The organism is Paraburkholderia sp. GAS33 (genome assembly GCF_050436645.1).
Classification (GTDB): domain Bacteria; phylum Pseudomonadota; class Gammaproteobacteria; order Burkholderiales; family Burkholderiaceae; genus Paraburkholderia; species Paraburkholderia phenazinium_B.
The window spans coordinates 381205-399482 of record NZ_JBNDMP010000007.1 but is presented as its reverse complement, the minus strand read 5'-3'; the positions used below and the strand labels follow the sequence as shown (position 1 = coordinate 399482).

At 60.6% G+C, this 18278-nt stretch carries 19 protein-coding genes; 18 read left to right on the top strand and 1 reads right to left on the bottom strand.

Annotation, left to right across the window (positions count from 1 at the left end; all coding sequences use genetic code 11):
* Positions 1–220: 220 nt before the first annotated feature.
* The gene (locus P3T24_RS23245) at positions 221–1516 is read left to right on the top strand and encodes an MFS transporter (protein WP_429438172.1); all 1296 of its coding nucleotides are present in this window, start codon (positions 221–223) and stop codon (positions 1514–1516) included.
* 61 nt (positions 1517–1577) lie between these two features.
* Positions 1578–3236: a phosphoglucomutase (alpha-D-glucose-1,6-bisphosphate-dependent) gene (pgm, locus tag P3T24_RS23240; RefSeq protein WP_429438170.1), complete on the top strand. Its 1659-nt coding sequence runs from the start codon at positions 1578–1580 to the stop codon at positions 3234–3236.
* Between the two features lie 48 nt (positions 3237–3284).
* On the opposite strand, the gene P3T24_RS23235 is transcribed toward pgm, so the two are convergent.
* Positions 3285–4076 (bottom strand): IclR family transcriptional regulator, encoded by a 792-nt coding sequence (locus tag P3T24_RS23235; protein ID WP_083611406.1) that lies wholly within the window; start codon positions 4074–4076, stop codon positions 3285–3287.
* A gap of 245 nt (positions 4077–4321) precedes the next feature.
* On the opposite strand from P3T24_RS23235, the gene P3T24_RS23230 reads away from it, so the two are divergent.
* The 16 genes from P3T24_RS23230 to P3T24_RS23155 all read left to right on the top strand — a co-directional run bounded on the left by P3T24_RS23230 (position 4322) and on the right by P3T24_RS23155 (position 18097).
* Positions 4322–5386 (top strand): ABC transporter ATP-binding protein, encoded by a 1065-nt coding sequence (locus P3T24_RS23230; RefSeq protein ID WP_429438168.1) that lies wholly within the window; start codon positions 4322–4324, stop codon positions 5384–5386.
* Between the two features lie 96 nt (positions 5387–5482).
* Complete coding sequence (locus tag P3T24_RS23225; protein WP_429438166.1) at positions 5483–6814, top strand: ABC transporter substrate-binding protein; 1332 nt, start codon at positions 5483–5485, stop codon at positions 6812–6814.
* 75 nt (positions 6815–6889) lie between these two features.
* A complete protein-coding gene (locus P3T24_RS23220) occupies positions 6890–7831 on the top strand; it encodes a carbohydrate ABC transporter permease (RefSeq protein WP_429438163.1) in 942 nt (313 codons plus the stop codon).
* 5 nt (positions 7832–7836) lie between these two features.
* Positions 7837–8718, top strand: a complete 882-nt coding sequence (locus P3T24_RS23215; RefSeq protein ID WP_429438160.1) for a carbohydrate ABC transporter permease — start codon at positions 7837–7839, stop codon at positions 8716–8718.
* 7 nt (positions 8719–8725) lie between these two features.
* A complete protein-coding gene (locus P3T24_RS23210; RefSeq protein ID WP_429438158.1) occupies positions 8726–9844 on the top strand; it encodes a mandelate racemase/muconate lactonizing enzyme family protein in 1119 nt (372 codons plus the stop codon).
* A 43-nt stretch (positions 9845–9887) separates the two neighbouring features.
* The gene (locus P3T24_RS23205) at positions 9888–10223 is read left to right on the top strand and encodes an L-rhamnose mutarotase (RefSeq protein ID WP_429438156.1); all 336 of its coding nucleotides are present in this window, start codon (positions 9888–9890) and stop codon (positions 10221–10223) included.
* A gap of 116 nt (positions 10224–10339) precedes the next feature.
* Positions 10340–10759, top strand: a complete 420-nt coding sequence (locus P3T24_RS23200; protein WP_429438153.1) for a DUF1801 domain-containing protein — start codon at positions 10340–10342, stop codon at positions 10757–10759.
* A 186-nt stretch (positions 10760–10945) separates the two neighbouring features.
* Positions 10946–11767 (top strand): transporter substrate-binding domain-containing protein, encoded by an 822-nt coding sequence (locus tag P3T24_RS23195; protein WP_074264501.1) that lies wholly within the window; start codon positions 10946–10948, stop codon positions 11765–11767.
* 46 nt (positions 11768–11813) lie between these two features.
* Positions 11814–12476 carry an amino acid ABC transporter permease gene (locus P3T24_RS23190; RefSeq protein ID WP_074264502.1) on the top strand — a complete coding sequence of 221 codons (663 nt, stop codon included), beginning with the start codon at positions 11814–11816 and terminating at the stop codon, positions 12474–12476.
* A gap of 3 nt (positions 12477–12479) precedes the next feature.
* Positions 12480–13136, top strand: coding sequence for an amino acid ABC transporter permease (locus tag P3T24_RS23185; RefSeq protein WP_429287000.1), 657 nt, complete (start codon positions 12480–12482; stop codon positions 13134–13136).
* Positions 13133–13861, top strand: a complete 729-nt coding sequence (locus P3T24_RS23180) for an amino acid ABC transporter ATP-binding protein (protein ID WP_074264504.1) — start codon at positions 13133–13135, stop codon at positions 13859–13861. The genes P3T24_RS23185 and P3T24_RS23180 overlap by 4 nt, the downstream gene beginning before the upstream one ends.
* An 82-nt stretch (positions 13862–13943) precedes the next feature.
* Positions 13944–14705, top strand: coding sequence for an SDR family NAD(P)-dependent oxidoreductase (locus tag P3T24_RS23175; RefSeq protein WP_074264505.1), 762 nt, complete (start codon positions 13944–13946; stop codon positions 14703–14705).
* 98 nt (positions 14706–14803) lie between these two features.
* Positions 14804–15310 (top strand): flavin reductase family protein, encoded by a 507-nt coding sequence (locus P3T24_RS23170; RefSeq protein ID WP_074264506.1) that lies wholly within the window; start codon positions 14804–14806, stop codon positions 15308–15310.
* A 40-nt stretch (positions 15311–15350) separates the two neighbouring features.
* Complete coding sequence (locus tag P3T24_RS23165) at positions 15351–16445, top strand: LLM class flavin-dependent oxidoreductase (RefSeq protein ID WP_429438151.1); 1095 nt, start codon at positions 15351–15353, stop codon at positions 16443–16445.
* Positions 16446–16478: 33 nt separating this feature from the next.
* Complete coding sequence (locus P3T24_RS23160) at positions 16479–17243, top strand: SDR family NAD(P)-dependent oxidoreductase (protein ID WP_429438149.1); 765 nt, start codon at positions 16479–16481, stop codon at positions 17241–17243.
* Between the two features lie 131 nt (positions 17244–17374).
* Positions 17375–18097 (top strand): GntR family transcriptional regulator, encoded by a 723-nt coding sequence (locus tag P3T24_RS23155; protein WP_217272807.1) that lies wholly within the window; start codon positions 17375–17377, stop codon positions 18095–18097.
* The last annotated feature ends 181 nt before the right edge of the window (positions 18098–18278 follow it).

The following is an 18278-nucleotide window of genomic DNA, read 5'->3' as shown; positions in this document are numbered from 1 at the left end:
CTGAGTGCGGCGTCTGATAGGCTTCAGCGCGTCCCCGACCTCATGCCTAGCCTTATTTCCTAGTCGTATCATGGCTTTGCGCCGAACACCGGGTAAACACCCGTGATCTCCTCCTTGATCCCGACAGGTTGACGGACATACGATGTCTACCGCGAGGCGAGCGGTACCGACGTGCGTTGGCCGCTTTTAAAAACCATATCGAGTGGAGAGAGACGCCATCATGGGAATCAAGGTACGAGGGCTACGCTGGTGGATGATCGCCTTGCTGGCACTGGGCACGGTCATGAACTATCTGGCGCGCAGTTCGCTCGCCATCGCCGCGCCGACGGTCATGCAAAGCCTGCACATCACCACCAGTCAGTACGGCTGGATTACCGGCGCGTTTCTCGTCATGTACCCCTTGGGTGGCCCGCTCACCGGTTACCTGATGGATCGCATTGGCCTGCGTTTTGGCTTTCTGCTGTGCGGCCTCGCGTGGTCCGTTATCTGCATGGCGCACGGCTTTGCCACTGGCTGGGTCGGTCTGTTTGTTTTGCGCGGCATGCTCGGCCTCGTCGAGGCGTCGTTCATTCCGGCCGGCATGCGGCTCGCAGCGTTCTGGTTCCCGCTGCGCGAACGTGCGATTGCCGCGGGCGTGTTCAACATCGGCACGTCGATTGGCGCGATTGCCGCGCCACCGCTGATCGCGTGGTCGATCCTGCGCTACAACTGGCAAGCTGCCTTCGTGATCGCAGGCGGCATCGGCTTTATCTGGGCCGTGTTGTGGATCGCCTTCTATCGTCACCCGAGCGCGCACTCTGCGCTAAGCGAGCGAGAAGCCGCATATATCGTCGACGGCAAGGCGCTTGGTCTTGCCGAAGACGGTTCGAAACCGAATCTGCGCGAAATCTTCCGCTCGCGTAATTTCTGGGGCATCGCGCTGCCGCGTTTCTTTGCCGATCCCGTGTGGGGCACCCTGGTGTTCTGGATGCCACTGTATCTGCATCAGGCGCGCGGCTTCGATCTGAAAGCGATTGCGATGACCGCGTGGCTGCCGTTCGTTGCAGCCGATGTCGGCTGCCTGATGGGCGGCTCCGTGTCTTTCTTTCTGAATCGTCACTTCAATCTCTCGATCATCAACGGCAAGCGCGTTGTCTTCACGTTCGGCGCGCTGCTGATGACGGCCATGGCAGGCGTCGGCTATGTGAAGGATCCGGCCATGGCGATCTTCCTGCTGTGCCTCGGCGGCTTCGCACATCAGACGCTATCGGTGACAGTGATTTCAATGTCCGCGGATCTGTTTCCGCGTCATGAGGTGGCGACCGTGACGGGCTTCGCGGCGCTCAGCGCCGGTATCGGCAACCTCGGCTTTACCCTGGTGATGGGCGCGCTCGTCATGACCATCGGCTATGCACCGTTCTTCGTGGCGCTGGGCCTCGGCGATCTGGTGGGCGTGGCGCTGATCTGGAGTCTGGTGCGTCCGGTGCTGGCTGAGCGCCGTGCCAGCGCGCAGGTGGCACGCGCCGCGAGCGCGTAGCGTTGTCCGTTCCCGCCCAGGCAGAGTATGCTGAGATACTCAAAAGAACGGGAGGGCATCCATGAACATCAATCCGCTCGCCGGCAAGCTCGCACCGCATGAAATGCTTGTCAATGTCCCCCGGCTTGTCACGTCGTACTATTCAGAAACGCCGGACCCGCAGATCCCCGCACAACGCGTTTCGTTCGGCACCTCGGGGCACCGCGGCTCGCCGTTCGAACGCAGCTTCAATGAATGGCATGTGCTCGCCATCACGCAGGCTATCTGTCATTACCGCAAGCAGCAGGGGATCGATGGGCCGCTGTTTCTCGGCATCGATACGCATGCGCTCTCCGAACCCGCCAACGTCAGCGCGCTAGAGGTGCTGGCCGCCAATGGCGTCGACGTCATGATCGCGCAGAACGGCGAATACACGCCTACGCCCGCGGTTTCCCACGCAATCCTCACGTATAACCGTGGCCGCACCGCGGGCCTCGCTGATGGCATCGTGGTGACGCCTTCGCACAACCCGCCCGATAGCGGCGGCTTCAAATACAACCCGCCGAATGGCGGCCCCGCTGACGGCAGTGTCACCGGCTGGATCGAAAAGGCCGCGAACGGCTTGCTCGAGGCCGGTCTCGATGGCCTGCTGCGTGTGCCGTTGGCGAAGGCACTGGCCTCGTCGCACACGCACCGGCACGACTATCTGAACACGTACGTCGCCGACCTCGTCAACGTGCTCGACATGGATGTGATCCGCGGTGCACCGATCCGCCTCGGCGTCGATCCGCTCGGCGGCGCCGGCGTGCACTACTGGGGGCCGATTGCGGATCGCTATCACCTGAACCTCACCGTGCTCAACGATGAAGTGGATCCGACCTTTCGCTTCATGAGTCTCGATTGGGACGGGCGGATTCGCATGGACCCGTCTTCGCCTTACGCGATGCAGCCGCTGCTCGCCCAGAAGGACCGCTTCGATGTGGCCTTCGCGTGCGACACGGATCATGACCGGCACGGCATCGTCACGCGCGCAGCGGGCCTGATGCCGCCCAATCAATATCTCACCGTGCTCGTCGATTACCTGTTCGCGCATCGACCGCACTGGCCAACTCGTGCAGCGGTGGGCAAAACCATCGTCAGCAGTCAGATGATCGATCGGGTCAGCGAGAAGCTTGGGCGCACGCTTTACGAAGTGCCTGTTGGCTTCAAATGGTTCGTTAGCGGCCTGCTCGATGGTTCATTGGGGTTCGGTGGCGAGGAGAGCGCGGGAGCGAGTTGCCTGCGGCTCGACGGCACAGCGTGGTCCACTGACAAGGACGGCATCGTGCCCGCGCTGCTCTCGGCCGAAATCACGACACGCACCGGCCGCGACCCTGCTGAAATCTACCGGGATCTGACCCAGCGCCTGGGTGAGCCGGTCGAACGCCGCGTGCAGGCGGCCGCTACGGCGCCACAGCGAGCGCTGTTGGGACGGTTGTCGCCCTCGCAGTTTCCGCATACCGAACTGGCTGGCGAAAAGATCCTGCAGGTGCTCGACCGTGCGCCGGGTAACGACGCAGCCATAGGCGGCATCAAGGTGATCACGCAGAGCGGCTGGTTTGCCGCGCGTCCTTCAGGTACTGAGGATATCTACAAGATTTACGCGGAGAGTTTCCTCGGCGAGGAGCATCTGACGCGCATCGTCGAGGAAGCGCAGGCGATGGTGGACAGTACGCTTGCGCAGCAGGGCGCGACGCCCTGAGGTCAGTTGGCGCTGGGTGTGCCAGGGGCCGCGTTTGACGCATGCACGTTACTGCGTCGACGCGTCCCAGTACACGTTGAACCCCATCAGCGCGGTCAGCGTCTGCGCCGCCTGCTTCATCATTTCTCCCACCTCGCTCATCGACGGTACAGGGGCGTTGTCGATCCGCTCGATATACGGCGAGGTTAGCGTTGCAATGGCGTGCCCATCCCGGCCGAATACCGGATAGGCGAGGTTCTTCACGCCTTTGACCTGGCGGCTCGGCATCCGCGCGTTACCGTGTTTGCGGATCTGCGCCAGGTCCTTCGTCAACTGCTGGGGATCCACGGCCTGCTCGCCTTCCACCGGCACATGCAGTTCGAGCATCTCGAGGCGCTGCGGCTCTTCCTGGAACGCCAGCAGAACCTGCCCCGATGCGGTATCGGTGAGACCGATCAAGGTTCCCACCTTCAATGAGAAACCCCAGCGCTCGGGACTTTCGACGCCGGCCACGATCAACACGCGGCCCTTCTGATACACGCACAGATGAAACGACTGCCCGGCCTGCTTGGCGAGTTGCGTCATCAGCGGCAGCGCGGTCGACACGAGCGAGCGCACCGGTTGATGCCGGTGCGCCAATTGAAACAGCAGCAGCGACAGCACGTAGCGGTCGCCGGCAGCCTGCAGATAACCGCGCGTTTCCAGCGTGACCACCATGCGGAAGATCTCCGCGGTGGTGCGGCCCAGTTCCTTGGCGAGTTCCGCAAGCGATAAGCCCTCGGGGTGGCCCACCAGCAGTTCGATGATGTCGAGGCCCTTTTCCAGGGCCGGCGCCGAGTAGCGTGTCGCGTTGTCGTTCAATTTTCCTCCCGCAATGCCAACGGATGCCCGATCAGATGGCGCACATGATAACCAGAGGGATTGTAGGGCCGGAGAAGGCGAAATGAGCGATCCTGGCGGCCATTCCGCAGACGGGGAAAACACCTAGTAAATTTCATACATGAAATATGTTTTCATACCTAAAATTTAACGAGTCGCGGAACGAGCGTGTTCCGGGCCACCAGTCAGCAGGCCGCGGACATGGCAATCACGTGGAGGCGAGGGGAATGGCAGCCGTTGCATTCGAACAGGTGCGCAAGTCGTTCGGCGCCGTTCAGGTTCTCAAGCAGATCGACCTGGCTGTACCGGACGGCGAGTTTCTGGTGCTCGTCGGGCCGAGCGGCTGCGGCAAATCCACCTTGCTGCGCGCGTTGGCGGGGCTCGAGGGCGTTACGCACGGGCGCATCCTGATCGACGGGCAGATCGTCAACGCGCTGCCGCCGCGTGATCGCGATGTCGCGATGGTGTTCCAGAACTACGCGCTTTATCCGCACATGACGGTGCTCGAAAACCTGACGTTTGCGCTCAAGCTGCGTAACCACGACGCCAAGGAGATTGCGGCGCGCGCGCAAAAGGCGGCGGCGCTGCTGGGTTTGCAGGAGCTGCTCGGCAGACATCCTCGCCACCTGTCAGGCGGCCAGCGCCAGCGGGTGGCGATGGGCCGTGCCATCGTGCGCGACCCGAAGGTCTTTCTGTTCGACGAGCCGCTGTCGAATCTCGATGCGCGGCTGCGCGTGCAGATGCGCGCGGAGATCAAGGCGCTGCACCAGCGCTTGCGCGCCACCACGGTCTACGTGACTCACGACCAGATCGAGGCCATGACAATGGCTGATCGCATTGTCGTGCTCAACGGTGGCGAAATCGAACAGATCGGCACGCCGCTCGCGCTCTATGACGATCCTGACAATCTCTTCGTGGCGGGTTTTATCGGCTCGCCGGCGATGAATATCTTCAACGGTGTGTATGAACAGCATGGCGATGGCGCATGCGTTCGCGTCGGCGAACTCGCATTGCCGGTGCCGCCTGTCAATGCCGCGCACGGCCAGCAGGTGGTGTACGGCGTGCGGCCCGAACATCTCGGCCTCGCAGGCGAGGACGGCATGCCGTTCGCGCTCGACGTGGTCGAGCCCACGGGTGCCGCAACCGAGTTGTTCGGCACGGTTGCTGGGCAGACCTGTTGCGTGATGCTCAACGGTCGTACCGATCTGCGCGCCGGCAGCCAGATTGCGCTGCGCGCCGACCTCGGCAAGGTACTCGTATTCGATCGCGCCAGCGGCAGGCGCTTGCGATGAACAGGAGTGCGAGCCGTCCCGCCGCGGGGCTCGCATGAAGTATTGGCCGCCGGCAAGCCGCGCGGTCTCACGGCGGAACTCATAAAAGAGGAGACAATGATGCGCTATCCAACCATGCCGACCATGTTCAGGCTCGCCGCTTCGGTGCTCGCGCTCGCGGGCATCGTTGCGTCCGGCCTCGCTCATGCCGACGACGAATACAAAGGCTACACACTGCGGGTCAAGCTGATCGGCGGTGTGCAGTACGAGGCGCTCTATACGCGCATTCCGCTGTGGGAAAAGCAGACTGGTGCGAAAGTCGAGATCATCTCGCGCAAGAGTCACTTCGAGCTGGATCGCGAACTGAAGCAGGACATCGCATCTGGCCATATCGACTATTGCGTGTCGTCGAATCACACCAATTTTTCCGCCCAGTACCCGATCTTCCGTGATCTGAAGGGACTCTTTCCTGCGAGTTATCTGGCCGCGTTTTCGCCGAGCCTGCTGAAGGCCTCGGAGATCAATGGACATCTGGTGCAGATTCCGCGCTCGGTCGATATCGAAGCGCTGTACTACGACAAGACTGCGTACGGCGATCCGGCCAACCAGGCCGCCTATAGCAAGCAGTTCGGAGAGACGCTCGCGCCACCGAAAACCTACGCGGAATTCACCCAGCAGGCCAAGTTCTTTACCAAGGCGCCAAATTTCTACGGCACGCAGTTTCCCGGCAAGGACGAAGCGATTACGGGTACGTTCTATTCACTGCTGATCGCCAATGGCGGACAGTTGCTCGATGCAAAGAACCGTGCCGCGTTCAACTCGCCGATTGGCGTCAAGACGCTCAACTGGTTTGTGGATCTCTACAAGGCCGGTGCGGTGCCCAAGGGCGTGCCGAGCTACGTCTGGGACGACCTCGGCAATAACTTTGCCGCCGGCAAGGTAGCGCTGGATCTCGACTGGCCAGGCTTCGCGTCGTTCTACAACGATCCGAAGACCTCCAAAATCGCGGGCAATGTGGGCGTCGTGCCGGCGCCGCTCGGTGCCGCCAACAAGCGGCCTGGCTGGTCCGGATCGCATAGCTTCTCGATCACGAAGAGCTGCGATCGTCCGGAGGTCGCCGCGAGCTTCGTCCAATTCCTGACCAGTTTCGATTCGCAGATGGTGGAGGCGCGCCTCGGCACGATTCCGTCGCGCGTCGATGCGCAGCAGGCCGTTGTGAAGGAGTTCCAGGCGAAGAACGATGCCTACATGGCGAATGCCATCGCCGTGTTTAGCACGGCGGCACGTCAGGATGCCTTTACACCGCCGCGCATCCAGCAGTGGGACGAAATCTCGAATGCCTTGTGGCCCGAACTGCAGAAGGCGCTGATTGGCGACAAGTCGTCCCAGCAGGCGCTCGACGACGCGGCGAAGAAGGTCTCCGACATCATGCAGGACGCCTCCGACTAGCGATAAAGGTACCGCACGCCCCGCACGATGCACGCTGCGCCGTGCGGGGCGATCTGCTTCCAGCTCCACGACACCATGCGATCCAACCTTCAAGATTCGTCTGCCGTACCCGCTCTCGTGCCGGTTTCTCATGAGGGTATTGCTTTGCCGCTCAAGCTGCTGCTGCCGGCGTTTTTCTCCGTGGCGGTCGTTGTCGTGCTGCCGTTGCTGTTTTCGCTCTACACGAGCTTCACCGCTTACCGCCTGATCGAGCCTGAGACGATCTGGCATTTCATTGGTCTGCGCAACTATCTGCGTGCCTTTGCCAACGAAGATTTCTGGGCCGCATTCGGCCGCACGGTGCTGTTCCTGACGATTGCCTTGAATCTGGAACTCGTGCTGGGCCTCGGCATCGCGCTCCTGCTCAACGAGGTCACCAAAGGCCAGCGTATTTTGCGCACCGTCATGATGTTCCCGATGATGTTTTCGCCGGTGCTGGTCGGCTTTCAGTTCAAGTTCATGCTCAACGATAGCACCGGCGTGGTCAATCATCTTCTGCAAACACTGTTCGGCCTGAAAAGCACGATTCCCTTTCTGGTCAATGCGAATTCGGCGCTGGCCTCGCTGGTCGCAGCCGAGGTCTGGAACTCGACACCCGTTTTCGCGGTGATCCTGCTTGCCGGGCTGATGGCGTTGCCGAAAGATCCGATCGAAGCATCCAAAGTCGACGGTTGCACGCCGCTGCAAACCTTCCGTTATGTGACGCTGCCGTATCTGATGCCTTTCGTCTACATCGCAATGACGATCCGCTCGCTCGATGTCGGCCGGGCCTACGACATTGTGCGCATCATGACGAACGGTGGTCCCGGCGGGCGCACCGAACTACTGTGGACGATGGTGGGCCGTATCGCCTACGACGACTCGCATATGGGCTACGCGAATGCAATCGGCTATGTGTCGGTGCTCGTTTCCGTGCTGTTCACGCTGTACTTCTTCCGCAAGCTAAATGCCGCACGCAGACATATGGGACCCGCCTGAACATCATGAGCACGACTATTGAACGCGATTACCGGGTTTCCTCGCCAGGGGCGCCGCTCAGGCGGGCCGCGTTGTGGTTCGCCGTCTTCATCGTGATGGCGGTGATCTGCCTGCCCGGCCTGTGGGTTGTGCTCAACGCATTTCGCTCGAACGTGGCGATCCTGTCGAACCAGCCGCTCTCCGATGCCAGCAGCTATACGCTCGACAACTTCCGCAACATGTTCGGCTTCGGTGCAATGGCCTCGCTGCCGATTCGTCAGTACTTTGTGAATTCGATGCTGATCTCGTTGGCGAGCACCTGCGCCGCGATCGTGGTCGGCGTGTTAGGCGGCTATGCGTTTGCACGCTTCGAGTTCCGCCACAAGAAGACACTGTTCGTGGTCCTGATGCTCACACGCGCCATTCCCGGCATCGCGCTTTCGTTGCCGATCTTCATGTTGTGGGCGTGGACAGGTCTGCTCGATACGCGCATCGGCGTCATCATCGTGTATCTCGCGATGAACGTGCCGTTTACCGTCTGGCTGATCGACGGTTTCTTTCGCGAAGTGCCGGCGGAACTCGCCGAGGCCGCCCAGATAGACGGTTGCACCCGCTGGCAGGCGTTCTGGCATATCGAGCTGCCGCTCGCGCGATCGGGCGTGGCGTCGGCGGCGATTTTCGCCTTCCTGACGAGCTGGAACGAATTCGCGCTGGCCTCGCAACTGTGCCGCAGTCCCGATACCAAAACACTCCCCGTCGGCCTGATGGACTTCACCGCGCAGTTCACGGTGGACTGGGCCGGCATGTGCGCGATGGCGGTGATCATCATCGTTCCGGCCATCGTGCTGACTTTCATTGTTCAGAAACACCTGATTGCGGGGCTTACGCTCGGCGGCGTCAAAGGATAAAACTACCATGACCGTTATCGAAAACGTCGAAATCCGGCAGGTCGACCTGCAGCCGAAAGTGCGGCGCACGGACGCCATCCAGTCGTTCGTCGTGCAGGAAACCATTCTGGTGACGATTCGCTGCAGCGACGGCAGTAGCGGAACCGGCTATACGTACACGATCGGCACCGGCGGCTCGTCGATCGTCGCGCTGCTGCACGATCATCTCGTGCCGCGGCTGATAGGCCGCAATCCCGCGGAGTACGAAGCAATCTGGCGCGATCTGTTCTTCCATACGCATGCAACCGCGGTGGGCGCGATCACCGGCCTCGCACTGGCCGCCGTCGATACGGCGCTATGGGATCGCAATACGCGCGTGGCGGGCCTGCCGCTGTGGATTGCCGCCGGCGGCGCGCAACAGCGTGTGCGCACCTACACGACCGAGGGTGGCTGGCTGCATCTGTCGCAAGACGAACTGGTCGAGCAGACGCTGCGGGCACAAGCCGAGGGGTTCCGTGGCGCGAAACTGAAAGTAGGGCGCCCGCATGTGTCGGAGGACGCCGCCCGCCTGACTGCCGTGCGCTCGGCTGTGGGCGACGGCTTCGAACTGATGGTCGATGCCAATCAGGGATTCACGCTGGCCGAAGCGCTGCGACGGGCGCACGCGTTTGAACCACTACGGCTCGCATGGCTGGAGGAGCCGATGCCCGCCGAAAGCCTCGACGCGCATCGGCGTCTGTGTGCTGCGACGACGGTGCCGGTTGCGGTTGGCGAATCGCTTTACCACCCGGCGCAGTTCGCCGAGTATGTGAAGGCGGATGCATGCTCGATCGTTCAGGCGGATGTTGCCCGCGTGGGCGGCATTACGCCGTGGCTAAAGGTTGCGCATATTGCCGAGGCGATGAACATAGAGATCTGTCCGCACTTCCTGATGGAGCTGCACGTAAGCTTGTGCGCGGCCGTACCCAATGCAAGCTGGCTCGAGTACATTCCTCAGCTGGACTCGTTGACTGGCACTTCGATCGTGGTGGAGCAGGGGTATGCCACACCGCCGGCGTCACCAGGAATCGGTATCGACTGGGACTGGGACGCGATTCGCGCGCAACAGCGTCTGCACGTAGAGCTCGACACGCCGGTCGACGCCTGAGTACACGCGTAGCCTGCCGTTTGCCCCTGTCATGGAGTGTCGCATGCGCTTCTGTCTCGCCCTCGATCTTCGCGACGACCCGGCCATGATGGCAGAGTACGACCGCTATCACCGGGAAGTATGGCCCGAGGTGCTCGAACATCTTCGGGCTTCGGGTATTCATGACATGACCATCTGGCGGCGCGAGAACCGCCTGGTCATGCTAATCGACGCCGATCCCGGATTTGCGCCGGAGCAGCTGGTCATCGGGCCGGGCACGCATCCGCGAGTGAAAGAATGGGAGACGCTGATGGCGAGCTTCCAGCAGCCCTTGCCTCATGCCGAGAAAACCGCTTGGCAGCCGATGGAGAGTGTGTTTCGTCTGAGCGAACAGATCTGACCAGGCCGCCGCGACGGGTGTCGTACCAGCGTTCGCTTACAATCTTCCAGTGCAGCCGCTACATTTACGATTGTGATTGAACGGGACGACACCGGAACTGGAGGCATGGAGAGCCAATGAATCCATCGGAACGCATTGACGAACTGATCGCAGGGCTGACGGATTGGCGCGGTAAGACTTTTGCCAGCGTTCGCAAGAGCATCCTTGGGGCGGATCCGGAGATCATCGAGGAATGGAAGTGGATGGGCAGCCCGGTGTGGTCGCGCGACGGAATGATCGCGGTGGCCAATGCCCACAAAGGGAAGGTGAAGGTCACCTTTGCCCACGGGGCGAGTCTGGCGGATCCGGACAAGCTGTTCAACGCGGGGCTCGAAGGCAACATGAGACGGGCGATCGACTTTCTCGAGGGCGATAAGGTCAATGACCGTGCCTTGAAAGCCCTTGTACGCGCCGCGATCGAATATAACCAGACCAAATTGAAGAAGAACGCGCCTACGAGGCCTCGGGCGAAAACGGCTGAAACTAAAAAGCCCTGAGGCGCGGCGAACCCCTGCATGGGGTTTTTGTCTGGTTGACAATTGTAGACAATCTACTTAATTTAGATGTGTCGCCTGACTGGTTGACCGTCTGGACGGGCGGTGGCGGGTCGTGCGTTTGCCTCTCAATCCCAGTGAAGTGCGCCGCGATCACTAGCGGTTTGCTTACCCAGCAAAGGATAGGACATGTCAAAAGTTAGTATGGTTGTCCGCGCGGTGGTCGCGCTTGGCCTTGCGGCGCTCATGATGCCGGGCTATGGATCGACGCTGGATTCTGTCATCCAGGCGAAGAAACTGCGCTGCGGCGTCATGCTCGACTCGCCGCCCGCGGGTTTCCGGACGCCCGATAACAAGCCCGATGGCTTCGACGTGGCGTATTGCCAGGATATGGCGAAGGCGCTCGGCGCCGAGGCCGAGATTGTCGAAACGCCGTCGCCTGACCGTATCCCGGCGCTGGTGTCGAACCGGATCGACGTGCTGATTGCGTCGACCACGAATACCGCGCAGCGCGGCATCAGCGTGGCCTTCAGCCAGCCGTACATCAATTACGTGACCGTCGTGCTGGCCCGGAAAGGCGCAGGCATCCAGTCGTATGACAGTATGAAGGGACACGCTCTGGGCGGCGTCAATGGCACCTCGACCGAGCAGTTTCTGAACAAGTCCATCGCCCAGTGGAAGAACCCGAAGACGACCTATACCGGCTTCGCCTCCGATACCGAGGCCTATCTGGCGCTCCAGCAGGGGAAGGTCGATGCGATCCTGGTCTCGGCGTCCACCGCCGACCTGCTGGTGAAGAGCGGAAAGTTTCCGACGTTCGTCGTGGGCGGAACGGCAGACCTGTCCGACATGGATTCGATCGCCGTCAAGCGTGACGACTATCAGTTTCTGCAGTGGGTGAAGCTGTTTGTCTGGAATCAGGTGGCATCGGGCCGGTACAAGGAACTGTATAACAAGTACATCGCGCCGGGCGAGCCGGCACCGCTCAATCTCAAGGGCGTCGACTACTGAACCCGCGATTGCGGCACGTCGGGACTGCGTCTGATTGGGAGTACATGTGTCTGGTTATACCTTTTACTGGTCTCTCGTGTGGGATGCATGGCCCGAACTGTTGAGCGGAGTGCGGCTGACAGTCGAGATCACGTGTCTCTCAGTCTTGTTCGGAACGCTGCTGGCCATGCCGCTGTCGGTTGCAAGACAGAATGGGCGGGGCGTCGCCGGAAAATTTTCGTCGGCATGGATCGAGGTGGCGAGAAACACACCAACGCTGTTTCAGGTGTACATGATGTACTTCGGCGTCGGCGCCCTCGGCATCAACATCTCGAGTTTCGCCTCGGTGCTGATTGCGCTGACTTTCAACAACGCGGGCTACCTCGCCGAGATCTTCCGCGGGGGCCTGGTTGCCGTTCCTCCGCAACAACTGAGAGCCGCTCGCTCACTGGGCATGAGCCAGTGGCAGGCATACCGCAAGGTGATCTTCCCGCAGGTTTTCAGCCACGTGTTTCCGGCGTTCATCAATCAGGCTGTGTGGGCACTGCTGAATTCATCCTTAGGCATGCTGATAGGTTTGAGGGAGTTGACCGGTGCGGCCAACGCGGCACAGTCAGTCTCGTTCCGGAGTTTCGAATTCTTCCTGGTGACCGCGGGTATCTACTACGTGCTTGCCAAGGCCATCGAGTTCGGCTCGAAGATCGTGTTTCGTCGTGCCTTGAGGACCTAGCGTATGCAGTTCATTCTGGCGGATCAGGGCTTTCATTGGAGCGACGCGCAGTTTCTGCTCATCGGGGCGCTCCATACCCTGCTCGTATCGGTCCTTGCGGGGGGGATCGGAACGTGCGGAGGCATCGTCCTCGGCTGGCTTCGGCATGTGTCGCCGGGAATCCGTGTCGTCACCACTCCTTACGTCGATATCACGCGCAGCGTTCCGTTGCTCATCCAGCTGATTCTTGTCAACAGCGCGCTTTCGATGTCTGGCAACGCGTTCAGCACGTTCTGGTTGAGCATCATTGTCCTGAGTTCGTCCATGACCGTGGTGACCTCCGAAGTGGTGCGGGGCTCGCTCGGATCGGTGCCGTACGCATACATCCGTGCGGCACGCTCGCTCGGCATGGGCTATTTCCAGACGCTCTTCCATATCTCCGCGCCCCTGGCACTGCGCACGGGGCTGAGTGCATGGATTGGGCTTCTGCTTGGATTGACGAGAGATACGGCGCTGGTGAGCGTCGTCGGATACGTCGAGTTTATGAAGTCGGCGCAGATACTCATCTCGCGTACCAATGAAACCTTGCCGCTGCTGCTTGGGGTCGGGCTGTTCTATTTCGTGATCTGCTATCCCGTGTCGCGTTACAGCGCTCATTTGCAAAGAGGCATCGCATCATGATCGAAATCCGTTCGGTCCATAAGAAGTTCGGCGAGGTCGAGATCCTGAAAGGGATCGATCTGGACGTGAAAAAAGGCGAGCTGCTGTGCCTGTTGGGCGCCAGTGGCTCGGGCAAGTCGACCTTGCTTCAGTGCATCAATGGGCTGGAGCCGATTCAGGGGGGATCGATCACGGTCGACGGTATCAATGTTCATGCGAAGGACACCAACCTGAATCGCCTGCGACAGAAGCTTGGAATTGTCTTTCAGCAGTACAACGCGTTTCCGCACCTGACTGCACTGGAGAACGTCATGCTTGCGCTACGGCTGGTCGCCAAACGCAGCCGTAGCGACGCCCGCGCGATCGCGAAGAAGCATCTGGAGCACGTGGGTCTCGGCGACAAGGCGGATCTGTTGCCGACGCGGCTGTCGGGCGGTCAGCAGCAACGTCTGGCAATTGCCCGCGCACTGGCCATGGAACCGGCGTACATGCTGTTCGACGAGGTGACGTCGGCACTGGATCCAGAACTGGTTGGCGAAGTGCTCGACACGATGCGTCTGCTGAAATCCGAAGGCATGACCATGGTCGTCGTGACTCACGACATTTCGTTTGCGCGCCAGTCCGGCGACCGCGTCGCCTTTCTCCATTCGGGACAGGTCTGCGAGGTTGGCACGGTGGCGGAAGTGCTCGGCAGTCCTCGCGATGAGAGAACCCAGCGGTTTTTGCAGCGCGATTCGAGAGCGTGACGACAGTCGAAAGGTAATCAATCAGAAGTACGAAGGGCGTGCATTCGCCCGGCAACATCCATCTGCACAACCAAGGAGCGCCATGATTTCGTTTGACCTTAAAAATCGCGCGGCACTGGTCACCGGCGCCGCGTCGGGCATAGGCCTGGAAACGGCGAGGCTGCTCGCACGCTCCGGTGCCGCCGTGGCTATCAACTTTCTACCGAACGATCCGCGTGGTCCGGAGGCCGTGAAAAGCATTCAGGCAAGCGGCGGCACGGCGTTTGCGGCGCCGGGCGACGTAGGCAACCCGGGTAGCGCGGAAGAGATGGTCCGAACGGCCATCGAACAATTGGGACGTCTCGATCTTCTCGTGAATAACGCCGGCGTACCGGGCGTGAGCAAACCGATTCCGATCGCCGATCTCGACTCTGTCACCGAGGATCTCTGGACGGTCATCATGAATACCAACCTCATGAGCGTGTTTCGCTGCTCGAAGTTCGCTGCCAAGGCTTTGGCCGAAGCGAAAGGTGCGATCGTCAACACGGCTTCGATTGCCGGGTTCGGCTCGGTGAGCAGCAGCATCTGTTACAGCGCGTCCAAGGCGGCGGTGATCAATCTGACCAAAAACCTCTCCCGTTCGCTTGCGCCCAATGTTCGGGTGAATGCCGTTGCGCCGGGCGTAGTGGAAAGTTCGTGGGGGATCGGCTGGACTGAGGAACACAGGAAGGAATCGATCGAAAAGACGCCGCTCAAGCGCTGGGCAACCACGGCGGACGTCGCCGAAACGATTGCCTACCTGGGCTTCGGCGCACGGATGATGACGGGTCAAACGGTCATTATCGACGGCGGAATTTCCCTCTAACTTCGCGATCGGGCCCCGCAACAAGGCCCAGAATCACGTTGACGGATTGTAGATAATCTGCAATATTTAAGGCAACCGATCCACTGTGGAGAGATGTCATGAGTACCGGCGAGCTTAACGATGGATTCCGTCAATGCATGCGCAGACTGGCTGCCAGCGTCAGCGTGATCAGTTGCGCTCGCGACGGTGGGTGGTTCGGCATGGCGGCCACGGCCGTTACCTCGCTCTCCCTGGAGCCTTGCTCGATGGTGGTGTGCCTGAATACGTCGTCGTCGGTGATCGGACCGCTGATGGCCGAAGGGCGCTTCTATGTGAACGTCCTCAAACGCTCGCATGCGGATGTGTCGAGTGCGTTTGGGGGAAAGCTCAAGGGTTCGGAGCGTTTTGGCGCGGGCCATTGGGAAGGCGACACTCTGGGTATCCCCTACCTCACCGACGCGCAGGCCAATCTGCTCTGCAGCGTCGGAGAGACCATCAGATATGGGACCCATGTGGTCGTGATCGGCAAGGTCGAAGAGGTCCGGTTTGCCGAAGAGGTCAGTCCCCTCATTTACCAGGACGGGACCTACGTCACTACGGCGGCGCTCGCAGCCGCAGCAGCATGAACGGTAGCGGTTTTGATTGGAACGTAATCTGGAGAGTTGGATGAAATTCGGAATTTTCAGCCTCATGACCCTGCGTGATCATCCGCAAGGGGCCGCTGGTGTGATGAGCGATACGAAAACGATGGTGCAGGCCGCGGAACATCTGGGCTTCGACACGGCATGGTTCGCGGAGCATCACTTCTGCAACTATTCCATGTGTGCGTCGCCGCTGATGATGGCGTCCTACGCCGCGGGCTGGACCAAACGCATCAAGCTCGGTACGGGGGTGATCGTATTGCCGCTCTACAACCCCGTGCGGGTTGCCCAGGAGATCGCGCTGCTCGACATCCAGTCGGAAGGGCGCGCGGTAATCGGAGTCGGCACGGGCTACCAGCAGTTCGAATTCGAGCGTTTCCGCCTGCCTATCGAGGAAAAAGTGGAGATGTTCCTGGAGTACTGGAACGTCGTCGAGAGCGCGCTGCTCAATGGCGAGGTCGAATTCGAAGGTAAATACATCACGGTGCCCAGGTCGACCTTTGCCGTGCGGACTCTGCAGAGCCCGATACCGCCGGTGTATGTCACGAGCAGCCAGATTCCGCTGCTGGAGCGAATCCGCAACAGCAACGCCACACCGTTTCTTGCCGCCAGTACGCTCGGTTCGCCGGTGCTGTACAAGATGGTCGATCAGCTCGATCAGAACTGGCAGGCGGTCGGTGTCGATCCGAAAACGAAGCCGTTGGCCATCATGCAGTACGTGCATGTCACGGACAGCCGCGCGGAAGCACTCGAGGCCGGTGAGCGTGCGCGCTATGTGGGTCGCATGGCCAACCACCTTCGTTTTAACGATCTCCCGATGGACGGCAGCTTCATTAGCGACGAGCCATTCGACGGGGAGCAGACGATTGAACAGTATGCGGCGAACACAGTCGTTGGCACTCCAGAACAGGTAGCCGAGCGGATCGTCCAGGATCTGCGCCGCCTGAATCCGACGCACTACGCCTGCAATTTCCAGTTTGGGTGCATGCCGCTCGAACGGGCCCGTCGTTCGTTGGAACGGTTTGTTTCTGAGGTTTTACCGCTGGTCGAAAAGGAATTGGGTCCGATCGAGCGGATCGGCCAGGAGCGGCTTGAAGGGCAGGTGCTCGTCAAGGCCTGATCCTGGCGTGTTGCTTGAACAGGAGGGTTTCCAATGAAATTCGCGCAATATCCCAGTCTTGTAGATCGCCATGTGCTGGTGACAGGCGGCGGTGGAGGCATCGGTGCCTCGCACGTCGAGCAGTTCTGGCGCCAGGGCGCACGGGTTGTGTTTATCGAACGTGATGAAGCGGCGGCACGCTGGCTGCTCGACAAGCTGGACGCGCCTGAAAACAGGAAACCGGTGTTTTTGCACGTTGATCTTTGCGATATAGCCGCAGTGCAGAGCGCGATCGCCGGTCATTGCGCACAGCATGGCGATATCGAGGCGCTGGTCAACAACGCCGCGCACGATGAGCGGCACGACCTGGAAAGCGTCTCCGTCGAATATTTCGACGAACGCATCGCGCTGAATCTGCGGCACCTGTTCTTTTGCGCGCAGTCGGTCGTGCCCGGCATGGTCCGCTCCGGCGGCGGGTCGATCGTCAATGTCGGCTCCTTCAGCTGGCGCGTAGGACTTGGCGGGATGCCGATCTACATTGCGGCCAAAGCGGCTATCGAAGGTTTGACGCGCGGCCTCGCACGGGATCTCGGTCTGCGCGGAATCCGCGTGAATACGCTCGTGCCCGGCTGGGTGATGACGAAGCGGCAACTCGAACTATGGGTCACAGACGAAGGCAAGGCCGAAATCCAACGGCGTCAGTGCCTCAAGGATCTGGTCATGCCGGACGATATCGCGCGGATGGCGCTTTGGCTCGCCTCCGACGACAGCCGCATGTGCAGCGCCCAGAGCTTTGTGGTGGATGGCGGCTGGAGTTGATACGGCCGCCGGTGTCGGATCTGATTTTTGGCGTCCCACATGGCGCCTGAAGGTGTTGAATCTCGCTATCTGCGCTGTTGCCGAACTGCCGTACAATGTCGATTATCGACATTTTTTAAAGGCATCTCGCGGTGGTTCTGAAAACAAAGGCACAGGTGGGCGGCCTCGCTCCGAAAGTGGCGCTCGATAGCGTCGAGTATGCCGCGATGCAGATCAGGGACGCGATCGTCTCGGGGCGTTTTGCGCCAGGCACCCGGCTGATTGAAAGCCGGTTGACAGACCAGCTAAACGTTTCGCGGCACCCGGTGCGGGAGGCGCTGAAGCGTCTTAGCCGGGAGGGCTTCGTCGAAGTACGGCCCAACCGTGGTGCAATCGTCGCCGAGATCAATCCGGAAAACATTCTCGAGGTGTATGCAATCCGCTCGGCGTTAGGGACGATTGCACTGCGCGCGCTGGCATCGAAACCTGAACTGCTCACGGGCAGCGTCATCCGCGATCTCGAGCGGCTCACGCGCAACGCATTGCGCTTTGCCAAGGAGCCGGACCAGAACGCCTCGATCAACAATCACCTTGAGTTTCAGGACGCTATTGTCAAGGCGAGCCAGTTGGAGAAGACCGCGCGCTATTTCGAGGAGTTGACGGCCGAGGTGGTGCGCTTCAACAATCTGTTGAGCATGACCTATACAGATCGCGAGAAGGACGCGCTCGAGAGGATCGAGGCGCTCGCAAAGGCAATCAAGGACAAGGATTTCGTTTTGGCTGAGCAGATCTGGCAACACTCGTTCACGTTAGCGGCCGAGCGGTTCATTGAACGCATGGGCGACGATCACGCCAAAGCGCCGAACGCGAGCTGACGGCACCTGCAACGCCCTCCAATCCATACTCACGCATATCCATAGCTCAAATCTGTGGTTCTGCGCTGCGCATCACATTCCTATACTGACCCGTTGCTTCGGCAAACTGAATCCGCGGCTCGATCGTTTCGATCGCCGCCTTGCAGCCGGACACGCCCGGTCCGTGCGTTTTCAAAAAGGA